The organism is Bremerella cremea, from assembly GCF_039541315.1.
In the GTDB taxonomy this organism is placed as follows: Bacteria; Planctomycetota; Planctomycetia; order Pirellulales; family Pirellulaceae; genus Bremerella; species Bremerella cremea.
Window position 1 is genome coordinate 2,010,014 of sequence record NZ_BAABFZ010000003.1, and the last position, 20,224, is coordinate 2,030,237.

Below are 20,224 nucleotides of genomic sequence, written 5' to 3' on the forward strand. Positions count from 1 at the left end.
CTCTTTCTCGTTGGAGCTTCACCATGCCTGCCCCGCGTCCCTGGAAACTATCGGAAGTCCGTTATGGTCACGTGAAAGAGACTTCGTACGAGGTCGCCGTTCTGCCGCTGGGAGCTACCGAGCCGCACAACTTGCACCTGCCATACGGGACCGACGACTACGAAGGAACGATGATCGGCGAGCGGATTTGCGAAGCAGCCCATGCTCAAGGGGCGAAAGTGATCCTGCTGCCGACCATGCCGTACGGCACCGAGACCAACATGCGGAAGTTTCCGCTGGCGATGAACGTGAATCCATCGACGCTGTACGCGGTAGTGACCGATCTGGTCCAATCGCTGGTCGAAAGTGGGATCAAGAAGGTGGTGCTGCTGAACAGCCATGGCGGGAACGAGATGAAGCCGCTGCTTCGCGAACTGTACGGCAAAACCGAGGCACATGTCTTTCTGTGCAACTGGTTCAAAGTCCTCGACGGCGACGACTATCACCAGATCTTCAAGCACAACGAAGACCACGCCGGAGAAATGGAAACATCCCTAATCCTTGCCTATAACCCCGAGCTGGTCGCCCGACGATCAGATGGGTCGTTCGACGCTGATTCGGGAGCGGTCAGACCGATGCAATTCGAGGCACTGGAGAAAGGGTGGGTGTCGATTACCCGTCCCTGGCACCTGCTGACGACCAATTCCGGCTCCGGAAACCCTCACGAGGCGACCGCTGAAAAAGGGGAGCAACTTTTGCAGATCCTGGCGAACCGACTGGCCCCGTTCCTGGTCCAACTTTCCGCGGCGAACGTCGACGATTCGTTCCCGTTCGAGGTAAACGAAGGGCGGTAAGTGCCTGAAATTGCGAATCTTGCGAAAATCGCCCTTGGGGGCCGATTGACGAGATTCGGCCCGGTATTTAAGATAAGTCGCTTCGATCGTGGTGGGCGTAGCTCAGTTGGTTAGAGCACTGGATTGTGGTTCCAGGGGTCGTGGGTTCGAATCCCTCCGCCCACCCTTTCTTTCTTCCTTGCCATTGGCGTTTCTTCGCCTGGCGTCGCTTGAGAGGCACTTCTGCCCCATGTCGAATTTGCCCCCAGAAACTATCACTGCGGGACGTTATCGTCATTACAAAGGCCCCGAGTACGTCGTGCTGGGCGTGGCCCGGCATAGCGAGACTGAAGAGCCGCTGGTGGTTTATCGCAAAGACTACGGCGATCAGAGCCTCTGGGTGCGTCCTCTGACGATGTTTACCGAGACCGTCGAGATCGATGGTCAGCAGATCCCTCGCTTCGCCTACGTCGGCCCTGAGGCGTTCTAGAGCAGGCCTAACCGCCGGACTCCCCTCCCCTTCGGTTCTCCCGCAACGCGTGGCCCGGTGTGGCCTCCCTTTCGGCCGCTGAACCTCCGCGCATGAAAAAAGGCCCGCGATCTCTCGACCGCAGGCCTTTTCGTATTTAGCTTCAGACCGGCGAGGCCGGGTCGTTGGGCTTAGCCACCGCAACCGCAAGCAACCGGGGCACTGCCACAAGCTGGAACCATGATGGTCTTAGGAACCATCTTGCAAACCGGAACCTGAATTTCTTCGGTAACGGTGGTTGGAACCATGACGGTGCAGGTACGAACCTTGTCTTCGTAGACGGTCTTGTAGGTCGTAACCGGAACTTCCTTGGTGCGGGTTTCGGTCTTGCAGACCATGTACTTCACTTCCTTGGTCTTGGTTTCAGGAACCATCTTGCAGACCTGGTAGGTGTACTCGCGAGTTTCTGGCACGCAAACCTTGACCTTCACTTCCTTCTGCTTGGTTTCAGAAACCATATTGCAGACCTGGTAAGTGTATTCACGGGTCTCTGGCTTGCAGACCATGTACTTCACTTCTTTGGTCAGGGTTTCCGGAACCATCTTGCACACCTGGTAGGTGTATTCCTTGGTTTCCGGGACGCAAACCATGTGCTTGACTTCCTTCTGCTTGGTCTCGGTGACCATGTTGCAGACCTTGTAAGTCGTGGTGCGTTCTTCCGGCTTCATGACACACACCGTGTAGGTGTATTCCACTTGCTCGGTAACAGGCTTGCTAACGGTGCATTCGTAGGCTTCTTCGACAACGTTAGGAACCCAAACCTTGCAGGTCGTTGGGCAACCGCAGCAGTCGGTGCTGGTCTTGGTCTGCCAGCAGCCCTTGTCGATGCAGCGCGTCTTGGTGACGGTTTCAGGAACCATCTTGCAGACAGTCTTGGTACCGGTGCGCTGTTCCTGGGTAGGAACCATCACGGTGCAAGTCTTGGTCTTGGTTTCCCAAACTGGCTTGCTGACGGTGTAGTCGACAACCTTAGTTTCCCAGGTCGGGACCATCACGGTCTTGGTACCGGTCTTGGTTTCGTAGACTGGCTTGCAAACGGTGTAGTCAACCATCTTGGTTTCCCAAGTTGGGACCATCACGGTCTTGACGCCGGTCTTGGTTTCGTAGACTGGCTTGCAAACGGTGTAGTCGACCAACTTGGTTTCGTAGGTCGGAACCATAACCGTCTTGGTGCCGGTCTTGGTTTCATAGACGGGCTTGCAGACGGTGTACTCGACCATCTTGGTTTCCCAAGTTGGAACACTCACGGTGTATTCCTTGGTCACATAGTTGGTTTCCGGAACGCGCTTGCAAACCTTGTAGGTTTCTTCACGGGTTTCCGGCTTGCAGACGGTCTTGGTAACGGTGCGCGTTTCCATGACCTTGGTTGGTACCATGACGGTCTTTTCGACCATCTGGGCAGGTGCGGCTTCACCGCATGTCGAACAAGCAGCAGTGCCACAACCGTCGTCGCAGACGGATACACAGTCAGACTTGCAGTGGTGACGGCGACCAGCTTCCGCCAGTTGTGGCAGTGCTAAGAAGGTCATCGTCAGAATCAAACAAACACGAAGCATAGTCAATCTTTCCCCCAGATCACTCTGAAAAACAAATAGATGCGTATCGCCGCCGCTTCAGGCGACTCTTCAACAGTAGGACATTCTCTCAAAGTGGCTCGCAAGAGCCGATTTTAACGGCTACAGAACACTGGTTAAATTAGGTTCTTATGTATTTTAGGCAAATTATAACGACCGCCCGGCCATGCAACCTGAGGGAGGGGCTGTTTCTCACTTAGCGGGGTGTTATCACCATGCTTACTGACGATTCATCCTCGCATCTCGATGCACAGAGGTCTCATCTCGTGCTTGCCCACCGAAACTGCCATTCTGCTATTGCTGCCCTAGGAATTTTGACGGCCGCGTTGGGCCTCAGTGCATTCACCGTGCCAACCATGCTCTCAAGTCTTGGCCTGGTAACCTTTTTGGTAGGGCTTGCGATCACCGCAGCAGCTATCTGGCTGCTGGCTTTTTCCGCCGGAGCACAACAGAAACAAGACTCAACTGCCGAACTTCAAAATCAGCTCCGCCAGTTGCTGGAACAGTGCGATGCGTTGCGGTCGGCCCATGGCCATCTGTTGGAAGATAAAGCGTTCTTCCAGTTTTTGCGGGCCGATCAAGATCGTGAACGGCAATTGCTCGCGCTCGACCTGCACGACATGGCTTTGCCGAATTTGACGTCTGCGCTGTTTCACCTGGAAGGACTCAGCCGCCGGGGCCAGCTCAACGACGAGACCCTTCCCCAGGCCATCGACATGATTCGCGAGAGCCTGTTTCAAACGCGCCGGGTCATGAACTGCCTCAGCCCATCGCTGGTTCATGACGAAGGGGTGATTGGCAGCCTCGAACGTTTGTCCGAACAGTTGGAACAGTCGATCCGTACGGTTACCTTCCGGCACGATATCGACTTCGATCGGCTGACCCCGCTCAGCGAGTGTGCCGTCGTCCACCTGGTCCGCGAGGCGTTCGATCTGATTCGCCGCCATCGCCAGGCCCAACACGTGACACTCGACTTCCGGCAGAACGACGATCACCTGGTATTGCAGATTATGGACGACGGAACATGCGATCTGCTGCACGAGGAAGAGGTCGCCGGCCGACAACGAATCGACGACTGTGTCGAACTGTTGCATGGCCACTGCGAACTGCAATGCCAGGAAGATATCGGCACCACGCTGCGGGTTGAGCTATCCGTCACCGATTTGACCCAATCGGACACGCTGTCAGAAAAATCTCCGGCAATTGGTTGATCTGCGTCGGAAAGCCCGGCTAACCAGTTATAATGCTGGACTACACCAGCCCTGCTTTTGCTTCTTGGATCCCCCCTTCTCGCTGTTCAATTTGCCATGCGCGTTGCCCTGTTTGTTCCCTGCTATGTCGACCAGCTTTACCCGCGCGTTGCCATGGCGACTCTTGACCTGCTGGAGCAGCAAGGACTCGACGTCGAGTTCCCTGAAGCCCAGACTTGCTGTGGTCAGCCAATGCTGAACTCTGGTTGCGACCAGGACGCGTTGCCGCTGGCCGATCGCTTTCTCGACATCTTCTCAGGCTACGATGCGATCGTCGCTCCGAGTGGAAGTTGCGTTTCGATGGTCAAGAATCACTATGCCCACCTCGTGCACGAAGACGCTCGTTACGAAACGATCCGAACGCGGATCTACGAACTATGCGAGTTCCTGGTCGACGTGCTGAAGATTGAATCGCTGCCGGTCAAGTTTCCTTACAAAGTCGGGCTGCATTCCAGTTGCCATGGCCTGCGAGAACTTCGCCTGGCGAGCGACAGCGAACTGAATGCTCCCAGCTTCAACAAGCCGCTGCAATTGCTGGAACTGCTCGATGGTATCGAGATCGCCGACTTGAAGCGAAAAGACGAATGCTGTGGCTTCGGCGGAACCTTTGCGGTTTCAGAAGAGGCAGTCAGTTGCACGATGGGGCGCGATCGCGTTGCCGACCATTTGCAGGCCGGCACCCAGGTGCTGACCGCCGGCGACATGTCTTGCTTGATGCACCTCGCCGGACTGATTCGCCGTGACAAGCAGCCGATCTCGGTCATGCATATTGCCGAGATCCTTGCCGGATACGGAGTCCCCCAATGAGCGCCGTGAAAAGCTACGACCATCCCACCAACGCCGACCGGTTCAACAAAGACCAGTCGCGTACCCATTGGCACGACTCGGCCTTGTGGTTCATTCGCGAGAAACGCGACCGCATGGCCAACAGTCTGCCCGAATGGGAAACGCTGCGCGCTTGTGCCTCGCAGATCAAATCGCACACCGTCAGCAAGCTGGCGGACTACCTGGAAGAATTCGAGCGGAACGCGACCGCTCGTGGCGCGACGGTGCATTGGGCGAAAGATGCTGAAGAGCACAACCGCATCGTGCTCGAGATTCTGCAAAAGCATCAGGCCAAACGCATCGTCAAATCGAAGTCGATGCTGACCGAAGAGTGTCACCTCAACCCATGGCTCGAGAAGCATGGCATCGAAGTCGTCGACACCGACCTGGGCGAACGCATCGTGCAGCTGCGACAGGAACCTCCTTCGCACATCGTGATGCCGGCGATCCACCTGAAGAAAGAGGACGTCAGCAATACGTTCCACGAACATCTGCAGACCGAGGAAGGCAACTGCGATCCGAATTACCTGACCGAGTCGGCTCGGCAGCACTTGCGTCAAAAGTTTGTGCAAGCCGATGTCGGCATCACCGGCGTGAACTTCGCCATCGCCGAAACCGGCGGTTTTGTGGTTTGCACTAACGAAGGGAACGCTGACCTAGGTGTTTCGCTGCCGAAGGTTCACATTGCCTGCATGGGCATCGAGAAGCTGATCCCGAAGGTCGATCACCTCAGCATCTTTCTGCGGCTGTTAGCTCGCAGTGCGACCGGTCAGCCGATCACGACCTATTCGTCTCACTTCCATGGCCCGGTCGAAGGTGGCGAATTGCACATTGTGCTGGTCGACAACGGCCGCAGCAAGTTGATGGACAGCGACGACTTCCGCAACTCGCTGAAGTGCATCCGCTGCGGCGCATGTATGAACACGTGCCCCGTTTATCGCCGCAGTGGCGGGCATAGCTATGCCGCCACGGTGCCAGGGCCGATCGGTTCGATCCTCAATCCGCTGCGTGACGCCAAGCATCACAAGTCGCTGCCGTTTGCCTGCACGCTGTGTGGCAGTTGTAGCGATGTCTGCCCGGTGAAGATCAACCTGCACGAGCAGCTGTTGACGCTGCGAAGTGAAGTGAACCGCCAGAAACAGTTACCGGTCTCGAAGACCATGCCGATGAAGATCGCCTCGTGGGTCTTCCAGCGGCCGAAGCTTTATGCCTGGCTGGGTGGGATCGGCAAGTTCTTTCTGCGGACCATGCCCCGCTTCCTGATCTACAACGGATTGAATCCCTGGGGCCGCAATCGAGAAATGCCCGAGTCCCCGCCCGAAAGCTTCCGCAAGCAATACGCCCAGCGCAAGAAGTCCCAGAAGAGCGAACGTTGATGAGCAGCAAAGACGACATTTTGAAATCGGTCCGCAACCAGATCGTGCCTGCGGCCGACCTGCCCAGCCTCGATCAAGATTGGATCCATTACGGCGATGCGGTCGCCCACTTCGGCGATGTGTTGCAAGCGGTCGGCGGAACAGCGGTCGTGGTCGAAGGGGTCGACGGACTATCGGCCGAACTCGCCAAGATCCCGGTCTATACCGAAGGCCGCAAGACCGTCAGTTGCATCGACGGCTTGATGGGAACGGTTGATCTCGACCGCGTGGAAGATCCCCACGAACTGGAAGATGTCGACTTTGCCGTACTGCCAGGCGAGTTTGCCGTGGCCGAGAATGGAGCCGTCTGGGTAACCGACGCGAAGATTCGTCATCGCGTCGTGCTGTTCATTCCGCAGCACATCGCCCTGGTGATTCCATGCCCCAGCGGCAATGTCGAAGAAGCGATCGTCAACAACATGGCCGAAGCGTATCACCGGCTATCGTGGCAGAGCAACGATTTTGGTTGCTTCGTCTCGGGACCGTCCAAGACTGCCGACATCGAGCAGTCTTTGGTTATCGGTGCCCACGGGGCGCGGTCGCTCCATGTTTTCCTGCTTCTGCCGTGATCGACGATCGTTGTCGGTGTCGGCTACGTTATCGTCATGCTGACGGTCGCGGCGACGTTCTTGTTGTCGCTTTTGTGCTTCGTGCCAGGCCTGGATCTGCTCTTGAGTAGGAGGCGGTCCCGGAGGTGCTGGTCCACGGCGGCCCCAACCAGGATGACGACCATGCGTGTTTCGCCATCCGTTGTGCCAGCCGTTCTTGGGGAACATGTCTCGCGTTTCGCTATCGGTCATAGCAATCTGTTCGCGCGAGATCTGGTAGTGGACGACCTGAGCCATCCGATGCGACTGCTGCGGAATGTCGCGCACAATTTCGAGCACAGCATAACCATCTTGCGGTGAAAGATGCGTGCTGCGAATCGAACCGGCGTTGGCTTCGACCTTACGATCGATCACCTTGCTCCACTTGTCCACGAGAAGCAGTTCTTCGTGATTGTTGGTGTCTGTCTTCGATTGCGCCAGGTCGGTGATCACATAGACCATGCACTCTTCGCCAAGTTCGTCCGTGAACATCGCCTTAAGGCGGACGCTGTACTTCACTGGGCCAAACAACGAATCACGCTGCATGCTGTAGGCGAGCATGTGCTTGCGAAAGTACTGCACGTAACCGGGGCCGTGCATGTAAACCAGGGCGCCGAAGAGGAACAAACCTGGCAATATAAGCTGGGTAATGCTCTTTCGGGTCGATTCCGTCATGGGACTTTTCTCTTCTGTCGATCTGTTCCAAGATTCGAGACGACCGAGGTGGGATGGGGTGGGTCGCCTTTTAGAGTAAACCGCGCAGCACAGCGCAAGTGTCGCTCTGTCTGGACGATTCTCGGGGAAACCGCTTAGCGGTCAAGGAGTTTGTAGACGAACTATCTGGCGATTGTTAGATTTCCACGCCCTGTTGCTTGGCGCGTTTTCGCATCGCAGCTTCGAAGTAGTAAAAACGTCGCCCCTTGTCGTACTGCAGAGACCATTTAAAGGTAGAGTACACCAACTTGGGTGAAAGAATCTTGTTGGCGACCAGCAGCACAACCGTATCAATAAACTCGAATTGTTCTGGCGTTCGAGCGTATAAATCTTTTTCCAAAGTGTCCTTCAGGTCGACCGTATTGGCCGCCATCAGCTGCGACGTGAAGGCCCAGTTACCACCCAGTGCCGATGCGGCTCCGAATGCGAAACTGCTAGCAATCCACTTCAAAATTTGACGTCGCATATTCGACACTCCTTCTCAGTCGAGATAATTCGGTGGCGGTAGGTACCAAAAAGAAGCCGCCCCCGACAAGAGCAACCAGCGACGGCGTTCAGGCCGGAAGATGGAAAACGAATCGGGCCGAAACTCACGCTAGCAGGGCGAATCGGCCGCCCTAAGGGGCATATCGCACCGCTAAAACCGATTGCGGATGCGCAGCTTGACTTTGCCTTTTCGAATTGTCATACTGCGGCCTGCAGCCTTCGTGTGAGGGGTAATACCATGACAGGCTGTTTTGTCGAGGACCGCGCTCTCCCCGCAAGCGCCGGATGCCCGCCGAGAGACCTTCTCTCTCGTTCATCTATCACTTGATGATTCGGCCATCCTACCTCCGCTCGCATGCCATCACTTCATCCGTGGTGGCGATCCTCCCATTTGACCAAGGAGCATTCCTCATGCTGGTCATTCCTGGAAGTAAAGCGAAGGACGTTTGCGATAGCCACCTGGCACCTTCCCGCCGCGATCTCCTTCGCGTTGGTGGATCGGCAATGCTAGGCCTCACCCTTGGGCAACTGCTGAACATTCAATCGCAGCAAGCTCAAGCCGCGCCGGTGACTTCGCATGGTGCTCACTTCGGCAAAGCGAAGAGCATCATCCTGGTTTACCTGCAAGGTGGACCAAGCCATCTCGATTTGTGGGACCCCAAAGACAACGTTCCAGATAACGTTCGCAGTGCGTTCAAACGGATCGGCAGCAAAGTTTCAGGCATGGACCTGACCGAGAACCTGCCGAAGCTGGCCCAGGAAACCGACAAGCTGACGCTCATCCGCTCGATGAGCTATACACCGGTTGGCTTGTTCAATCACACGGCCGCCATCTATCAGATGCATACCGGCTACACTGCCGACAAGGTGAGCCCCAGCGGCCAACTGGAACCGCCGACGCCGAAAGACTTCCCGAACTTCGGCTGCAACATCATCAAGTTCAAGCCGCCCGAAGTTCCGATGCTGCCGTTCGTGATGATGCCTCGCCCGCTGCAGGAAAGTAACGTCGTCAACAAGTCAGGTACCGCTGGCTTCCTCGGCCGCGCATACGATCCGTATTATCTCTTCCCCAGCGGAGACGATATGGACATGAACAAGATGGAGCGCATCAACGTCGACGATTTGAAGCTCCGTCCCGAGATTACCAGCACGCGTCTCGGTCGCCGCGCTCGCCTGCGCGACATGATCAACGCCGGCATGCCGGCGCTCGACAAAGCGGTCGAGTCGTACGATCTCGACAAGTATTACGAAACGGCCCTCAACCTGATCTCCAGCGGTCGGGCACGTGACGCGTTCGATCTTTCCAAAGAATCGGACAAGACCCGCGATCGCTATGGCCGCAACACGTTTGGCCAAAGCTTACTGCTGGCTCGGCGGTTGGTGGAAGCTGGTACCCGCGTCGTCGAGGTGATCTGGCCGAAGGTTGCCAACAGCGACAACCATAGCTGGGACCATCACGTTGAATTGACCAAACGGATGAAGACCCAATCGGCGCCGCTGCTCGACTCAGGCCTTTCGGCACTGATTGCCGACATGGACGATCGCGGCCTGCTGGAAGAAACGCTGGTCGTTGCCGTGGGTGAGTTCGGTCGTAGTCCGCAGCGTGGCGTGAGCACCTCCGGCAACAACAACAGCGCCGACGGTCGCGATCACTGGCCTTATTGTTACACCGCATGCCTTGCTGGTGCCGGAATCGGTCGCGGCAAGGTCTATGGCGAATCGGATGAAACCGCGTCCGCTCCCAAGAGCGATCCGGTCCATCCCACCGAACTGCTAGCGACGATGTATCACGCGATCGGCATCGATCCGCAGACCATCGTTTACAACCACCTCAATCAACCTCGCGAGCTAGTCAAGGCCGAAGCCGTTACATCGCTCTTCGGTTAGAACTCGCTCCAACCCTGCTCTTCTTCATTCCTCCCTATCCCTTTTCGCCAAGCGGCCGCGGTGGCATCCATCCCCACCGTGGCCGCTTTTTTATGCGCGGTTGTGGAAGCGAAAGACGCACTCGAAATCGAACCGGTGAGATTCCTTCGCTACAAAAGCAATGTGCGAACTGGCGAGCGGGAAACCGAGGCAAATGGCAAAAGCACATTCTCTAACTACGCTAGCACCCCTGTTTTTCCAAAAACAGCCACAGAGGTAATTCGCATTGCTGCTGGCATCGAACAGTCCCCCTTCTTCCCCTATCGCCGGTCTACGCGGACTTTTCTTACGCACCTCTTTTCCGCAGTAAAGACCGGATTTGCTGACGGCGAAACCGAAGAGAAAGTTGTGACACGATGTTGTCGAAGGGTTATGTTATCGCAGAGTGTCTTTCGCTCGGACTCGTTTGCGAAGGACGTCGCATTCGTTCGATCCATACTCAATTTCACGACTTACACCGCAAAATCGTATGCTCGAAATCTCCTCCGCTAACAAGCCGCTGGACACCCATCAAAAGGCGCTGGCCGTCAACCTCGACAATCGCCGCTACGGAACCTTCGCTGAAATCGGCGCCGGCCAGGAAGTTGTCCGCTGGTTCTTCCGCGTGGGTGCCGCCGCGGGCACGATCGCCAAGAGCATGTCCGCTTACGACATGCAGGTGAGCGATGCCATCTATGGCCGCGCCGCTCGTTATGTCTGCCGCGAACGCTTGCAGGCGATGCTCGACCAGGAACACAAACTCAACCTCGAGCGTTTGACCGACATGCGCGGCGAGACGAGCACCTTCTTCGCCTTCGCCGACACCGTGGCCGCCCGTGGCTACAAAGGTGGCGCCGAATGCCATGGTTGGATGGGCATCAAATTTCAGGCCCACCCCCGCGACGAAGACAGCCAGGTGATCATCCATGTCCGGATGCTCGACAACGAAACGGCTCTCCAGCAGGAAGCCCTGGGCATTGTCGGCGTGAACCTGGTCTATGGCGCATTCCATTACCATCACGAGCCAGAAATGCTGGTCGATTCGTTGCTGGATGGTCTGTCGACCTCGCGCATCGAAATCGACATGATCGAGTTCTCCGGGATCGCCTTCCGCCGGGTCGACAATCGCCTGATGAGCTTGAAGCTGGTCGAACTGGGCCTGAGCGGTGCTGCCATGTTTGCCGCCAACGGCACCGTGCTGCAGCCATCCGAGTTCCTCTACAAGAAGCCGCTGCTGGTCGAACGTGGCAGCTTCCGTCCGGTCTGCAACGTCAACGTCGACATGCTGCAATGTGCCCATGAAAAGTTCTCGCAGCTTCCCGAAGTGAAAGGGAAAGAGGTGGCCCAGATCATGGAGATCACCATGCGGAACTTGAAGGCCGAGGGGGAGATCGATCGCCGCGACTTCCTGGCCCGAGCCGACATTATGGCGGCCTGCGGTATGACGGTGCTGATCTCGGACTACTTCGAGTATTACCGCCTGGCGGCTTACCTGGCCCGCTATACCAAGGAAAAGATTGCCATCACCATGGGTGCGGGCAGCATGCGAGAGTTGTTCGACGACAAGTACTACACGCAGTTGGACGGTGGCATTCTCGAATCGTTCGGCCGTTTGTTCAAGAACGATCTGAAGATCTATTGCTACCCACTGCTCGATCGCGACACCGGCGAGCTGATGACCTGCGAAAATCTAGAGATCAAACCAGAACTGAAGAAGCTGTACGGCTACTTGCTGGAGCGTGGCGGGATCAACAATCTGGACAATTACGATCCAGATTGCCTTGGCATCTTCTCGCGTGACGTGCTGCGAAAGATCGGCGAGTGCGACCTTTCGTGGGAGTCGATGGTTCCGGCCCCGGTCGCCAAGGTGATCAAGGACCGCAAGTTCTTCGACTACACCTGCGACGACGACCCGTCCTGCGCGACGCGATAGATCGTCTTGCCATAAAACGACGAAAATATACTTTCATAACAATGCACCTCGCGATCTGTGATTGCCAGGTGCATTTTTTAATATCAACATACGTAGTTACGAAATGCCTAGTGAACGATCTGTTTATCACGCCAACTAAATCGAGCAGTACGTTATGTACCTCAACATGTTCCTCCAGGCAGATGAAGACCATTTGACGGTTGAATTATCGCCGGCTGACATGGAAGTGATTCAGGCCCTGTGGCAGCCTGAACAGATCTCGACTGAAATACTCTTCGGGGCTCCCTGGGATGACTACGCCCGCGTGGTCACCAGCGAAGGAGCCAGTGCTGCGGCAGCGACCTTGATCGATTATCTGCAGGGCGATGCCCACGACATGCGGCGGCAATTCTATCTCGAGTACGTCGATCCTGCGGGTTCGATTGTTCAAGAAGCGAAGGTTACCCGAGGCCTACGTTGGCGCGGGGAACCGATTCGCATTGAAGCCGGCATCGGCCGCTGTCAGTTGTTCGAGCAACAAGAGGATAGCTGGAACATCGAACCGATCGACGACCTGCGAGATCAGGCCGCCTTTTTGCATGACAGCGGCACCGTGGCGATCCACTTCCGTGAGATCTCGTTGCCAATCATCGATAGCCTGAAGCGGATTCAAACGTTCGCCCAGCAGCGACCTGGGCAAAGCCTGACAATCGACATCCCAGCCAGCCGGGTCTTACAGCAGCCAGACCCGGACGACTACGAAGATTAACTGATACGAGATGCGAGGTCACTCGTTTTACTCAGCCGCCTTCCAGATGGCGACGTTGCGGAACTGGGCCCCTTCTCCGCGTGCGACGAAGCCAACACGACCCTTGCGATCGAGAAAACGTTCGTGCGTCCCTTCCAGGACGTGATCGTCGACGCGAACCAGCCAGCGATCCCCTTTGACTTCGACAGTCACTTTGTGCCAGGTGTTTGGATCGATGTCGACCTTGATCCGCTTCAACTCTTCCCTGCGTGTCTCTTTGGCAATGCCGCTCATCTTTTGAATCCAGATGGCGGACGGCGTGATCAGCACGCGGCCGAGATGGTGATTGGGTTGATGCGTGTCGCGACAGACGAAACCAACCTGAGGTGCTGGGCCCAGCTTGAACTCGCCGGTCAACACCAGGTCGCCTAAGTCAACGATATGTTCACACACCGCTTCATGGCCACGCGGTCGCTTTTCGCTCGGGCCTTCTTCTTTGGCATAGCCGGCACCGTCGACGACGCTCCACTCGCCAATGCCTGCCCGCCAGCCATTCGCTCCTGGCTTGCCCTTAGGACCAAACGCTTCGTCCTGATCGAGCTTGTCGAAAGTGATTAGCTCGCCAGGCTTTACCAATTGTGTTTCTGGAGGTGCAGGTTTATCGGCGTACGCCACGGCGGCAAACGAAATCAGACAAAGAAAGAGCACTACGCGTTTCATGAGGGGGCTCGCGAGGAAAGAAAGAAAGGTGGGGGGTGGGTAGGAGCTCAATTTAGCATACTTAGCGTCCTCATTCGACGTGCGGAGATTACGAGAAATTGCCCGCAACTCTATGCGGTTTGTTTCATTATAAATCTGGCCTTCTTACGGCATCTTAATCTTTACGATCCCCCCCTCCTCTGCGAGGATTGTACGCAAGCGGCTGGGGCAGCCTCTTCTTCGACGACTGGCATCGCGATTGCTGGTCGTTAAGAGTCGCCAGAGACTGCGGGAACGCACATCACGAAGGTTCTCGTTTTCGCATCGCGCAGCATCAACATATTTACATGCAAGACCTGCATAGGATGTGATCTGCCGCGCCTTCGATCCTCCTGCGATCAGACTTTTCATTCGAGACGAGTAACACGGAACCAAAGCCTGACGGGCGGTTCTGTGGTTGCCTGTTCCGACTTCGCATTTGACGCTTGGATCCCTTTTGCGAGTTTCCTCGGCATGGGCCAATACATCCGTTGCATCATCACGGACGGCAATCTCACGCGTGACCAGCTCGCGCGCATGCTGCCGCAGATCTCTCGGCGATATCGTCTGGAAGGCGACCTGCTTCTGCACGACGCGGAAGCGAAAGCGGTCCTGGAGTTCAATCATCCAGGAGACGGCATCATGGAAGACGATGTCGAACTGCTGAAACGCTATGCACAGGCAAAGCAGGACAGCGCACACCTGGCCAGCATGCTGGAAAAAGCGACCAGCATGATCGCCGCTCAAGACATTACACAGCAAGGGGACGAGAAAGAAGCGCCCCGCAGCGTGCTCGACCCGATCTGGAAGTGGCTACTCGCCAATCGCCAGGCACTGATCGTGTACGAGGGTGGGCACTTCGTCGATGCCGACGGGCCACACCCATAAGATTTCGGAAGCCAGCGGCCTACTCAGGGCTTTCCGCCGAGGATTCTTCTGCCGATGCTTCCGCAGGCTTTTCCTCGCCTGGCTTCTCTTCGGTCATTGGCTCTTCTTCCGATCCAGCCTCTTCCTTCGGCTCTTCGGTTGCCATTGGCTCTTCCGCCGGGGCAGTCGTGCCGTCCGAGACCTTCAAGTCGGCCGCAAAGCGATATAGCGATGGCAAGTGCCGACTGTTATCGCTGGTGTAAGACAACAACTCGATCGAGTAACGCTTGCCACCCAAAACGGTTTCCAGTGTCACGCCGCTGGCTGGCTGGCTGCGGAACGACATCGCTTTCTCGAAGCGAACGAAGCGGTTGCCACCGAGGTTCATCTTGGTGATGGCAGCCTTCTTATCGCTGCCGACTTCTTCGGTCACCTTGGCGACCAGTTGATCGACTGCGGCGTCGGAATCCGAATCTGGCAAGCCATCCGCATCGGTCTGCTTCAAGACGATGCGCGGAACGCCTGCCTTATCTTCGAGATAGGCGGCGAACAGATAGTCGTTGGACCGTGGCAGAAACTTCCAGCCGGCCGGCATGGTCGATTGAACCTTGCCACCATCCAGCGGAGGCGTAGCGTCGCCAGGAGGGGCAAGCGCAAACATCGGAGGCCCACCGGCGGTCGCAGGTCGCGGAGCAGTTCCTCCACCACCCGCAGCAGCTGGTTTAGCCGGCTCCGTGGAACACCCCAGCGCCATTCCAAACAGAACAGCGCACGAAGACAGATAGATTCGAAGCATCATCGAGGAAACTCCCGCACTCAAGACGTTGAGGTTGGTACTAGGACGAGGCAACGACGCATGGGGGTGACCGTTCAAGTAGTTGCTGAACGACCGCGAGGCTTACTCGATCGTTTCTTCGATCGTTTCCTTCACCTTCTGAACGAAGTGTGGCGGCTTGCCCGACTTGCTCAGATCGGCGGCTTTCGCTTCTGCTTCTTCCTTTTGGTCGAATTCGTAGAGAGCGACCCGCTTCATCGATTGATTGAAAACGCCCCAGAACATCTTCATGCGGACTTCTGTGGTTTTCTTACTGCGGGATTTGCGCTTCGCCTTTTTCTTCTTGGGTGCTCCATCATCCTGAGCTTCGGCTGCTTCTGCAGCTTCCACTTGGGCGCGCAACTCTTTACGATTAGCGACTTTTCGGGCCATAGTGCAATCTTGCCGTTGGGGAAGTTGACCTAGTACTTGCGAGGCGGAGAATCGACTGAAGAGAAGTTTGCCAGTTGGCCCCGCCATCGCGAAGTGATGAATTTCGCTAATATAACGCATTCTGACGCTGTTCACCATGGGCAAGACGTTTTCCCCCGATTTGACCAGCGACGGCATTCCAGGCCACAACCGAGGCTTAAAATCGCCCGCTGGCAATGGATCGGCCCGAATGGGCTGCAAGCGGGTCCTTCCGCTCTGGGGCGTATTGGCCGCTGTTTTCCCGCGAATCCTTGGGTTTCTGGGCTCGCTTGAGTACCATTTTTGAATGATCGACCTCGTAGAACAAATCGTCCAGCATCAGCTCGAAGCATCCGTCCAAGAGCTGGGACAGCCGAAATTCCGTGCCAAGCAGCTGCGCGACTGGATCGTCCAGCAGCGCGTCGACTCGTTCGAAGAGATGACGAACCTTCCCAAGGCACTACGGGAAAAGCTGGCGGAGTCGGCCCGGATCTGGACGACCACCATCGCCAAGCACACCACCGCTGACGACGGCACCGAGAAGCTGCTGGTCCAACTTCAAGACGGCGGACGGATCGAATGCGTTTTGCTGCGGGACGGAGAACGCCGCACGATCTGCATCAGCAGCCAGGTTGGCTGTGCGATGGGGTGTGTTTTCTGTGCCTCGGGCCTGGATGGTGTCGACCGCAATCTGACCTCGGGCGAAATCGCCGAACAGATGCTGCGTCTGCAAATGCTTCTTCCGGCCGGTGAACGCCTGAGCCATATCGTCGTGATGGGCATGGGCGAGCCGCTGGCCAACGTCGATCGCTTACTGCCGGCGTTGAACTTTGCCTCGGCGGAAGATGGCCTGGGGATCAGTGCCCGCCGCATAACGATCAGCACCGTCGGCTTGCCGCCGGCCATCGATAAGCTATCGAAGCTCGACACACGCTTTCACCTGGCGGTTTCGCTACATGCCCCGAACGACGAGCTTCGTACCCAGATTGTGCCGGTGAACAAGAACATCGGGATTCAAAAGATCCTCGACGCGGCCGATCACTACTTCGACGTCAGCGGACGCCGCCTGACGTTCGAGTACGTATTGCTTTCAGAACTGAACGATCGCCCGGAACATGCCCTGCAGCTGGCTCGCCTGCTGAAGGGTCGGCCTGCCCTGCTGAATGTGATCCCTTATAACCCGGTCCCAGGGCTTCCCTACGCGACTCCGACCGTACAAGCGCAACAACGGTTTCGCGAGATCCTCGAGAGCCACGGCATCACCGTGAAGTTCCGGCATCGCAAGGGAGACAAAATCAACGCCGCGTGCGGGCAGCTGCGGCGGCTCTCGAAAGAAAACCTGGTTCCGCTGGATGGGGCCATCAGCCCGTAATCGATCGGCAGAGACGCTTTCCTACTGGCAAGAAACAAAAAACGCCCCGCTTAGTCAGCGGGGCGTCTTTTGTAAGTAAACCTTCGGCCAATGCGACGAGTGGAGTCGCTGCGAGAAATACGCGTTTCTTAGCGTGCACTTGCACTAGCCGTTTGTGAAACGGGTATTCGCAAAAAATTGGTCCCTCTGCCGGATGGAGGCCGAAGGCTTAGATCCAAATGTTTTGTGTTGCTCCCCTATTTTACCTCCCAAAGGCAATTGGGGTAGGCGGAAGCATGAAGAATATGTTCGTCCAATCGCCCTGCTCAGCATTACTAAAACCAGCAATCGGATTGATTCGTGAAGTATCTGCTACAGTCGTAACGATTTGCGAAACTTTGCTAGCCTTCCGATTTTTTGACCCGGGACCGAAAATCTTCTCGCCAAACTTCCGCTAGCAAGGGGCAATCGGCCATGGTCCGGGCATCCTCGACATTATGGCGATCGCGGTAGAACAGTTCGTTCACCCGCGCGATCGGCCAATCGGGTAGCGGACGCTCGATTAATTGCATCGATTGCCCCTTCGCCACGGCACCTTCCTCCAGGACCCTGATATACCACCCCATTCGGCCGGTGGTCACCGCCAAGGCGGTCAATTGTTTCAGTTCCCATCGGCGGCCCAGCTTCCAGCAAGGCTGCCTCGGCTGCGAGACCTGGACCTTGGCCGTCCCGATTTCGTAGACATCCCCCAGGCAGACCGTCTCTTCGCTGAGCCCCGATACGGTCAGGTTCTCGCCGAACGCCCCGTTGCCGAAGTCCTTCACCGGAAACGAGCTCGCCAGGCTATCCAACTGCTGGAACTCGTTCCGCCAGACCGGGTAATGCTCGGCACAATAGCACAGTACCGCTTTATCGACGCCGCCATGATTCACCAGGTCGGCCACGCCGTCTCCCTCGAACCCCAGCTGGTTCAATTGAACCTCGCCTTCGACCGGCTGCTTGAAAAAGCCAGTGGTCCAGACGCGCTGCATCGGGTCACTCGACTCCGGGTTGCCATACCTCTTGGGCATCCCGACGGCAAGTTGCACTACTTCGGCTGCGATAAGTTCCGTTTCAGACAAGATTTAAGCCCTTTTAACCGATGGCTTCGCCACAACAACGATGGAAAAGTCCTGGTGGCGGTCATTCTTCCTTCGATGAACGTCACGCCCTCAGGTTTCGACATTTTATGGTCAGCTTTTCCCCTGCCGATGCGCGGAGTCGGAAACTTTCTTGAATATTTCCAGGCGGCTACGAACCACTTCCGTGAAGAGATCGTAACAAGCACATCGAGACATTTCCCTCCAAGAATGTTTACGAAGCAGTTTGTGAGTTCCAGGACAAGGCCACTGAAGAACGCACCGGATTTCCCGAGCGTTTTGCAGTGGCCTTTTCCATTGGCTGCGCGGTTTGATTTCTTAACATCGACCTTAACAACCTAACAAACTCCTTAACACTTCTCTTCATCTTTCTTATTTCTGCGCACGATCACTCATCGTGACCGTTTCGCTTGCGCTCTCTTCAAGCGAAGACAACTGGGACTAAATCCGTTCTTAACACCACGTCCCCAGAATGTGGGCGATTGCAAGCGGCAAGGCAGGCAATCCATAAGCAAGCGTTCCTACATCCAAGCTGAAAACCAACCCGTACATTCCCTATCCGCTTTCCCGAATCTGCCTCGGCGGACGGCATTTCGAGGCCATGAAAGCGGACTCTCTGAAGAACCAACTGCAACCAGGCCTTCGCCCATGGCCAGTCGTGGCGAATCGGCCCCAATGCCTATCCAGTGCAGGTAAGCCATGTCCATGAGTCCATCGAATTCCAAACCGCGTCGAGGTTTTACACTCGTCGAATTGCTGGTCGTGATCGCGATCATCGGTATTCTGGCCGGCTTGATCCTGCCAGCCGTGGCGACCGCGCGAGCTTCGGCGCGACGCATGGAATGCCAGTCGAATCTGAAGCAGATCGGCATCGGCCTGGTGAACTTCGCGGCTGCGGATCGTGGCGGCCGGATGTGCAGCGGTAGTTTCAGTTGGCGCCGCGATGGTGCCGTGACGGAAGTGGGCTGGGTGGCCGACCTGGTGAACTCCGGCATGACCATTGGTTCGATGACCTGCGTCTCGAATGTCTCGCAGGTTTCCGATACCTATGAAGACCTGATCTCGGAAACCAACACGTCGATCACCGGTACCGCTCCGAATCTGTATGCCCAGTTTGCCGACCCGGAAGGGAAGTCGCTCGGCTCGGAATCAGCCATCTTCGATAGCGGCGTGGTTGGCTTTAATCCTTGCCGCGAGATCGCCGCGACCGGCCTGGGCATCGGCCCTGCTCGCGACGAGCTGGTCAAAAGCAAGATCTTTGAACAGCAGTACAACACGAACTACACCGCGCATTGGTTCCTCGTCCGATCGCGCGTGAAGATGACTTACGTCTCGGGTCGCCCCGACGGCAATATCCGTGGTTCCAGCACCGGTAATCCTCTGATCACGCTCGGTTCGACCTATGGTCCGCTGAGTACGGCGATTCTCGACAGTGCCGCGGCATCGTCCAGCCTGGTGCCGATCATGGGGGACGGTTTGTCAGGCGGCGGTGGCCTTCTTTCGCGTGGCATCTCAGGTGCCATGAAGGCAGGTGATCCGATGGTTCCGGCCCTGACCTGGGGACCACGGGTCTGCAATCCAGCTGGCCTGACCAACGCCGCTTCTGGAGGTTCGTGGAGCGGTGGTGCTGCTGCCCTGCTAAATCCGCCTTCGTTTGCCTCTGGTGCCGATCAGCGTCTCTGGAAGGAAGTCTGGTGGGACCGAACCCGTCAGGACCTGCGTCAGTTTGGCGTGAACCATGGCGACGTCTGCAACGTGCTGATGGCCGACGGCAGTGTCCGCTCGACGACCGACGTCGATGGCGACGGGTACTTGAACCCTGGCTATGTCGCGGTCGAGGAATATCAGATTGGCTACGACATCACCAATGCATCCGCCGCAGATCCTGAAGTGCCCGAAACCGACATGTTCTCGCGCTGGGATCTGAAGCCCCTGAAGTACAAATAACGGCCAGAAATGGCGGCGGAATGAGAGTGCGTGAGGGGGCTAATGAACCTTCACTGAAACTTCGTTCCGAGGTTCATACAACGTTGATATTCGCAATCAACAATCTCACCAAATCACATCGATGAAAGGAGGTCAGAGTAGTCCGTAGGTTCCTGTTCGTAGATGAGAAAACGGTCTGGATCGCGTCTCCAACGCCTTCA

The 20,224-nt window shown here is 56.6% G+C and carries 18 protein-coding genes and 1 tRNA gene; 13 read left to right on the plus strand and 6 right to left on the minus strand.

Annotation, left to right across the window (positions count from 1 at the left end):
- Positions 1-23 precede the first annotated feature (23 nt).
- The 3 genes from ABD890_RS10370 (at position 24) to ABD890_RS10380 (ending at position 1,302) form a co-directional block, all read left to right on the plus strand.
- Positions 24-833: a creatininase family protein gene (locus ABD890_RS10370; protein ID WP_345088512.1), complete on the plus strand. Its 810-nt coding sequence runs from the start codon at positions 24-26 to the stop codon at positions 831-833.
- Between the two features lie 91 nt (positions 834-924).
- Positions 925-998, plus strand: a tRNA-His gene (locus ABD890_RS10375).
- A gap of 64 nt (positions 999-1,062) precedes the next feature.
- The gene (locus ABD890_RS10380; RefSeq protein WP_345088514.1) at positions 1,063-1,302 is read left to right on the plus strand and encodes a DUF1653 domain-containing protein; all 240 of its coding nucleotides are present in this window, start codon (positions 1,063-1,065) and stop codon (positions 1,300-1,302) included.
- A 170-nt stretch (positions 1,303-1,472) separates the two neighbouring features.
- Here ABD890_RS10380 and ABD890_RS10385 read toward each other — a convergent pair whose 3' ends face one another.
- The gene (locus tag ABD890_RS10385; RefSeq protein WP_345088516.1) at positions 1,473-2,897 is read right to left on the minus strand and encodes a hypothetical protein; all 1,425 of its coding nucleotides are present in this window, start codon (positions 2,895-2,897) and stop codon (positions 1,473-1,475) included.
- A gap of 374 nt (positions 2,898-3,271) precedes the next feature.
- Here ABD890_RS10385 and ABD890_RS10390 point away from each other — a divergent pair, with 374 nt between their 5' ends.
- The 4 genes from ABD890_RS10390 (at position 3,272) to ABD890_RS10405 (ending at position 6,974) form a co-directional block, all read left to right on the plus strand.
- On the plus strand, positions 3,272-4,126 hold the full coding sequence (locus ABD890_RS10390; RefSeq protein ID WP_345088518.1) for a sensor histidine kinase: 855 nt from the start codon (positions 3,272-3,274) through the stop codon (positions 4,124-4,126).
- Positions 4,127-4,222: 96 nt separating this feature from the next.
- Positions 4,223-4,972: a (Fe-S)-binding protein gene (locus tag ABD890_RS10395; protein WP_345088520.1), complete on the plus strand. Its 750-nt coding sequence runs from the start codon at positions 4,223-4,225 to the stop codon at positions 4,970-4,972.
- Positions 4,969-6,366: a LutB/LldF family L-lactate oxidation iron-sulfur protein gene (locus tag ABD890_RS10400; protein ID WP_345088522.1), complete on the plus strand. Its 1,398-nt coding sequence runs from the start codon at positions 4,969-4,971 to the stop codon at positions 6,364-6,366. The genes ABD890_RS10395 and ABD890_RS10400 overlap by 4 nt, the downstream gene beginning before the upstream one ends.
- Positions 6,366-6,974 (plus strand): LutC/YkgG family protein, encoded by a 609-nt coding sequence (locus ABD890_RS10405; RefSeq protein ID WP_345088524.1) that lies wholly within the window; start codon positions 6,366-6,368, stop codon positions 6,972-6,974. The genes ABD890_RS10400 and ABD890_RS10405 overlap by 1 nt, the downstream gene beginning before the upstream one ends.
- Before the next feature lie 868 nt (positions 6,975-7,842).
- On the opposite strand, the gene ABD890_RS10410 is transcribed toward ABD890_RS10405, so the two are convergent.
- A complete protein-coding gene (locus ABD890_RS10410) occupies positions 7,843-8,172 on the minus strand; it encodes a hypothetical protein (RefSeq protein WP_345088526.1) in 330 nt (109 codons plus the stop codon).
- A 431-nt stretch (positions 8,173-8,603) separates the two neighbouring features.
- Between ABD890_RS10410 and ABD890_RS10415 the strand changes: the two genes are divergently transcribed.
- From ABD890_RS10415 to ABD890_RS10425, 3 genes are all read left to right on the plus strand, one after another.
- Positions 8,604-10,079, plus strand: coding sequence for a DUF1501 domain-containing protein (locus ABD890_RS10415; RefSeq protein WP_345088528.1), 1,476 nt, complete (start codon positions 8,604-8,606; stop codon positions 10,077-10,079).
- Between the two features lie 508 nt (positions 10,080-10,587).
- Positions 10,588-12,030 (plus strand): TonB-dependent receptor, encoded by a 1,443-nt coding sequence (locus ABD890_RS10420; RefSeq protein ID WP_345088530.1) that lies wholly within the window; start codon positions 10,588-10,590, stop codon positions 12,028-12,030.
- 154 nt (positions 12,031-12,184) lie between these two features.
- The gene (locus tag ABD890_RS10425; protein ID WP_345088533.1) at positions 12,185-12,778 is read left to right on the plus strand and encodes a hypothetical protein; all 594 of its coding nucleotides are present in this window, start codon (positions 12,185-12,187) and stop codon (positions 12,776-12,778) included.
- Positions 12,779-12,805: 27 nt separating this feature from the next.
- Here the strand turns inward: ABD890_RS10425 and ABD890_RS10430 are convergent, their stop codons facing one another.
- On the minus strand, positions 12,806-13,477 hold the full coding sequence (locus ABD890_RS10430; RefSeq protein WP_345088535.1) for a 3-keto-alpha-glucoside-1,2-lyase-like domain-containing protein: 672 nt from the start codon (positions 13,475-13,477) through the stop codon (positions 12,806-12,808).
- A 492-nt stretch (positions 13,478-13,969) separates the two neighbouring features.
- Between ABD890_RS10430 and ABD890_RS10435 the strand changes: the two genes are divergently transcribed.
- Complete coding sequence (locus tag ABD890_RS10435) at positions 13,970-14,383, plus strand: hypothetical protein (RefSeq protein ID WP_345088537.1); 414 nt, start codon at positions 13,970-13,972, stop codon at positions 14,381-14,383.
- 19 nt (positions 14,384-14,402) lie between these two features.
- Here the strand turns inward: ABD890_RS10435 and ABD890_RS10440 are convergent, their stop codons facing one another.
- Positions 14,403-15,023 (minus strand): hypothetical protein, encoded by a 621-nt coding sequence (locus ABD890_RS10440; protein ID WP_345088539.1) that lies wholly within the window; start codon positions 15,021-15,023, stop codon positions 14,403-14,405.
- Positions 15,024-15,260: 237 nt separating this feature from the next.
- Positions 15,261-15,428, minus strand: coding sequence for a hypothetical protein (locus ABD890_RS10445; RefSeq protein WP_345088541.1), 168 nt, complete (start codon positions 15,426-15,428; stop codon positions 15,261-15,263).
- Between the two features lie 466 nt (positions 15,429-15,894).
- Between ABD890_RS10445 and rlmN the strand changes: the two genes are divergently transcribed.
- A complete protein-coding gene (gene rlmN, locus ABD890_RS10450; protein WP_345088543.1) occupies positions 15,895-16,959 on the plus strand; it encodes a dual-specificity RNA methyltransferase RlmN in 1,065 nt (354 codons plus the stop codon).
- A 380-nt stretch (positions 16,960-17,339) separates the two neighbouring features.
- Here the strand turns inward: rlmN and ABD890_RS10455 are convergent, their stop codons facing one another.
- Positions 17,340-18,059: an MOSC domain-containing protein gene (locus tag ABD890_RS10455; RefSeq protein WP_345088545.1), complete on the minus strand. Its 720-nt coding sequence runs from the start codon at positions 18,057-18,059 to the stop codon at positions 17,340-17,342.
- 723 nt (positions 18,060-18,782) lie between these two features.
- On the opposite strand from ABD890_RS10455, the gene ABD890_RS10460 reads away from it, so the two are divergent.
- The gene (locus tag ABD890_RS10460) at positions 18,783-20,024 is read left to right on the plus strand and encodes a DUF1559 family PulG-like putative transporter (protein ID WP_345088547.1); all 1,242 of its coding nucleotides are present in this window, start codon (positions 18,783-18,785) and stop codon (positions 20,022-20,024) included.
- Positions 20,025-20,224: the final 200 nt, after the last annotated feature.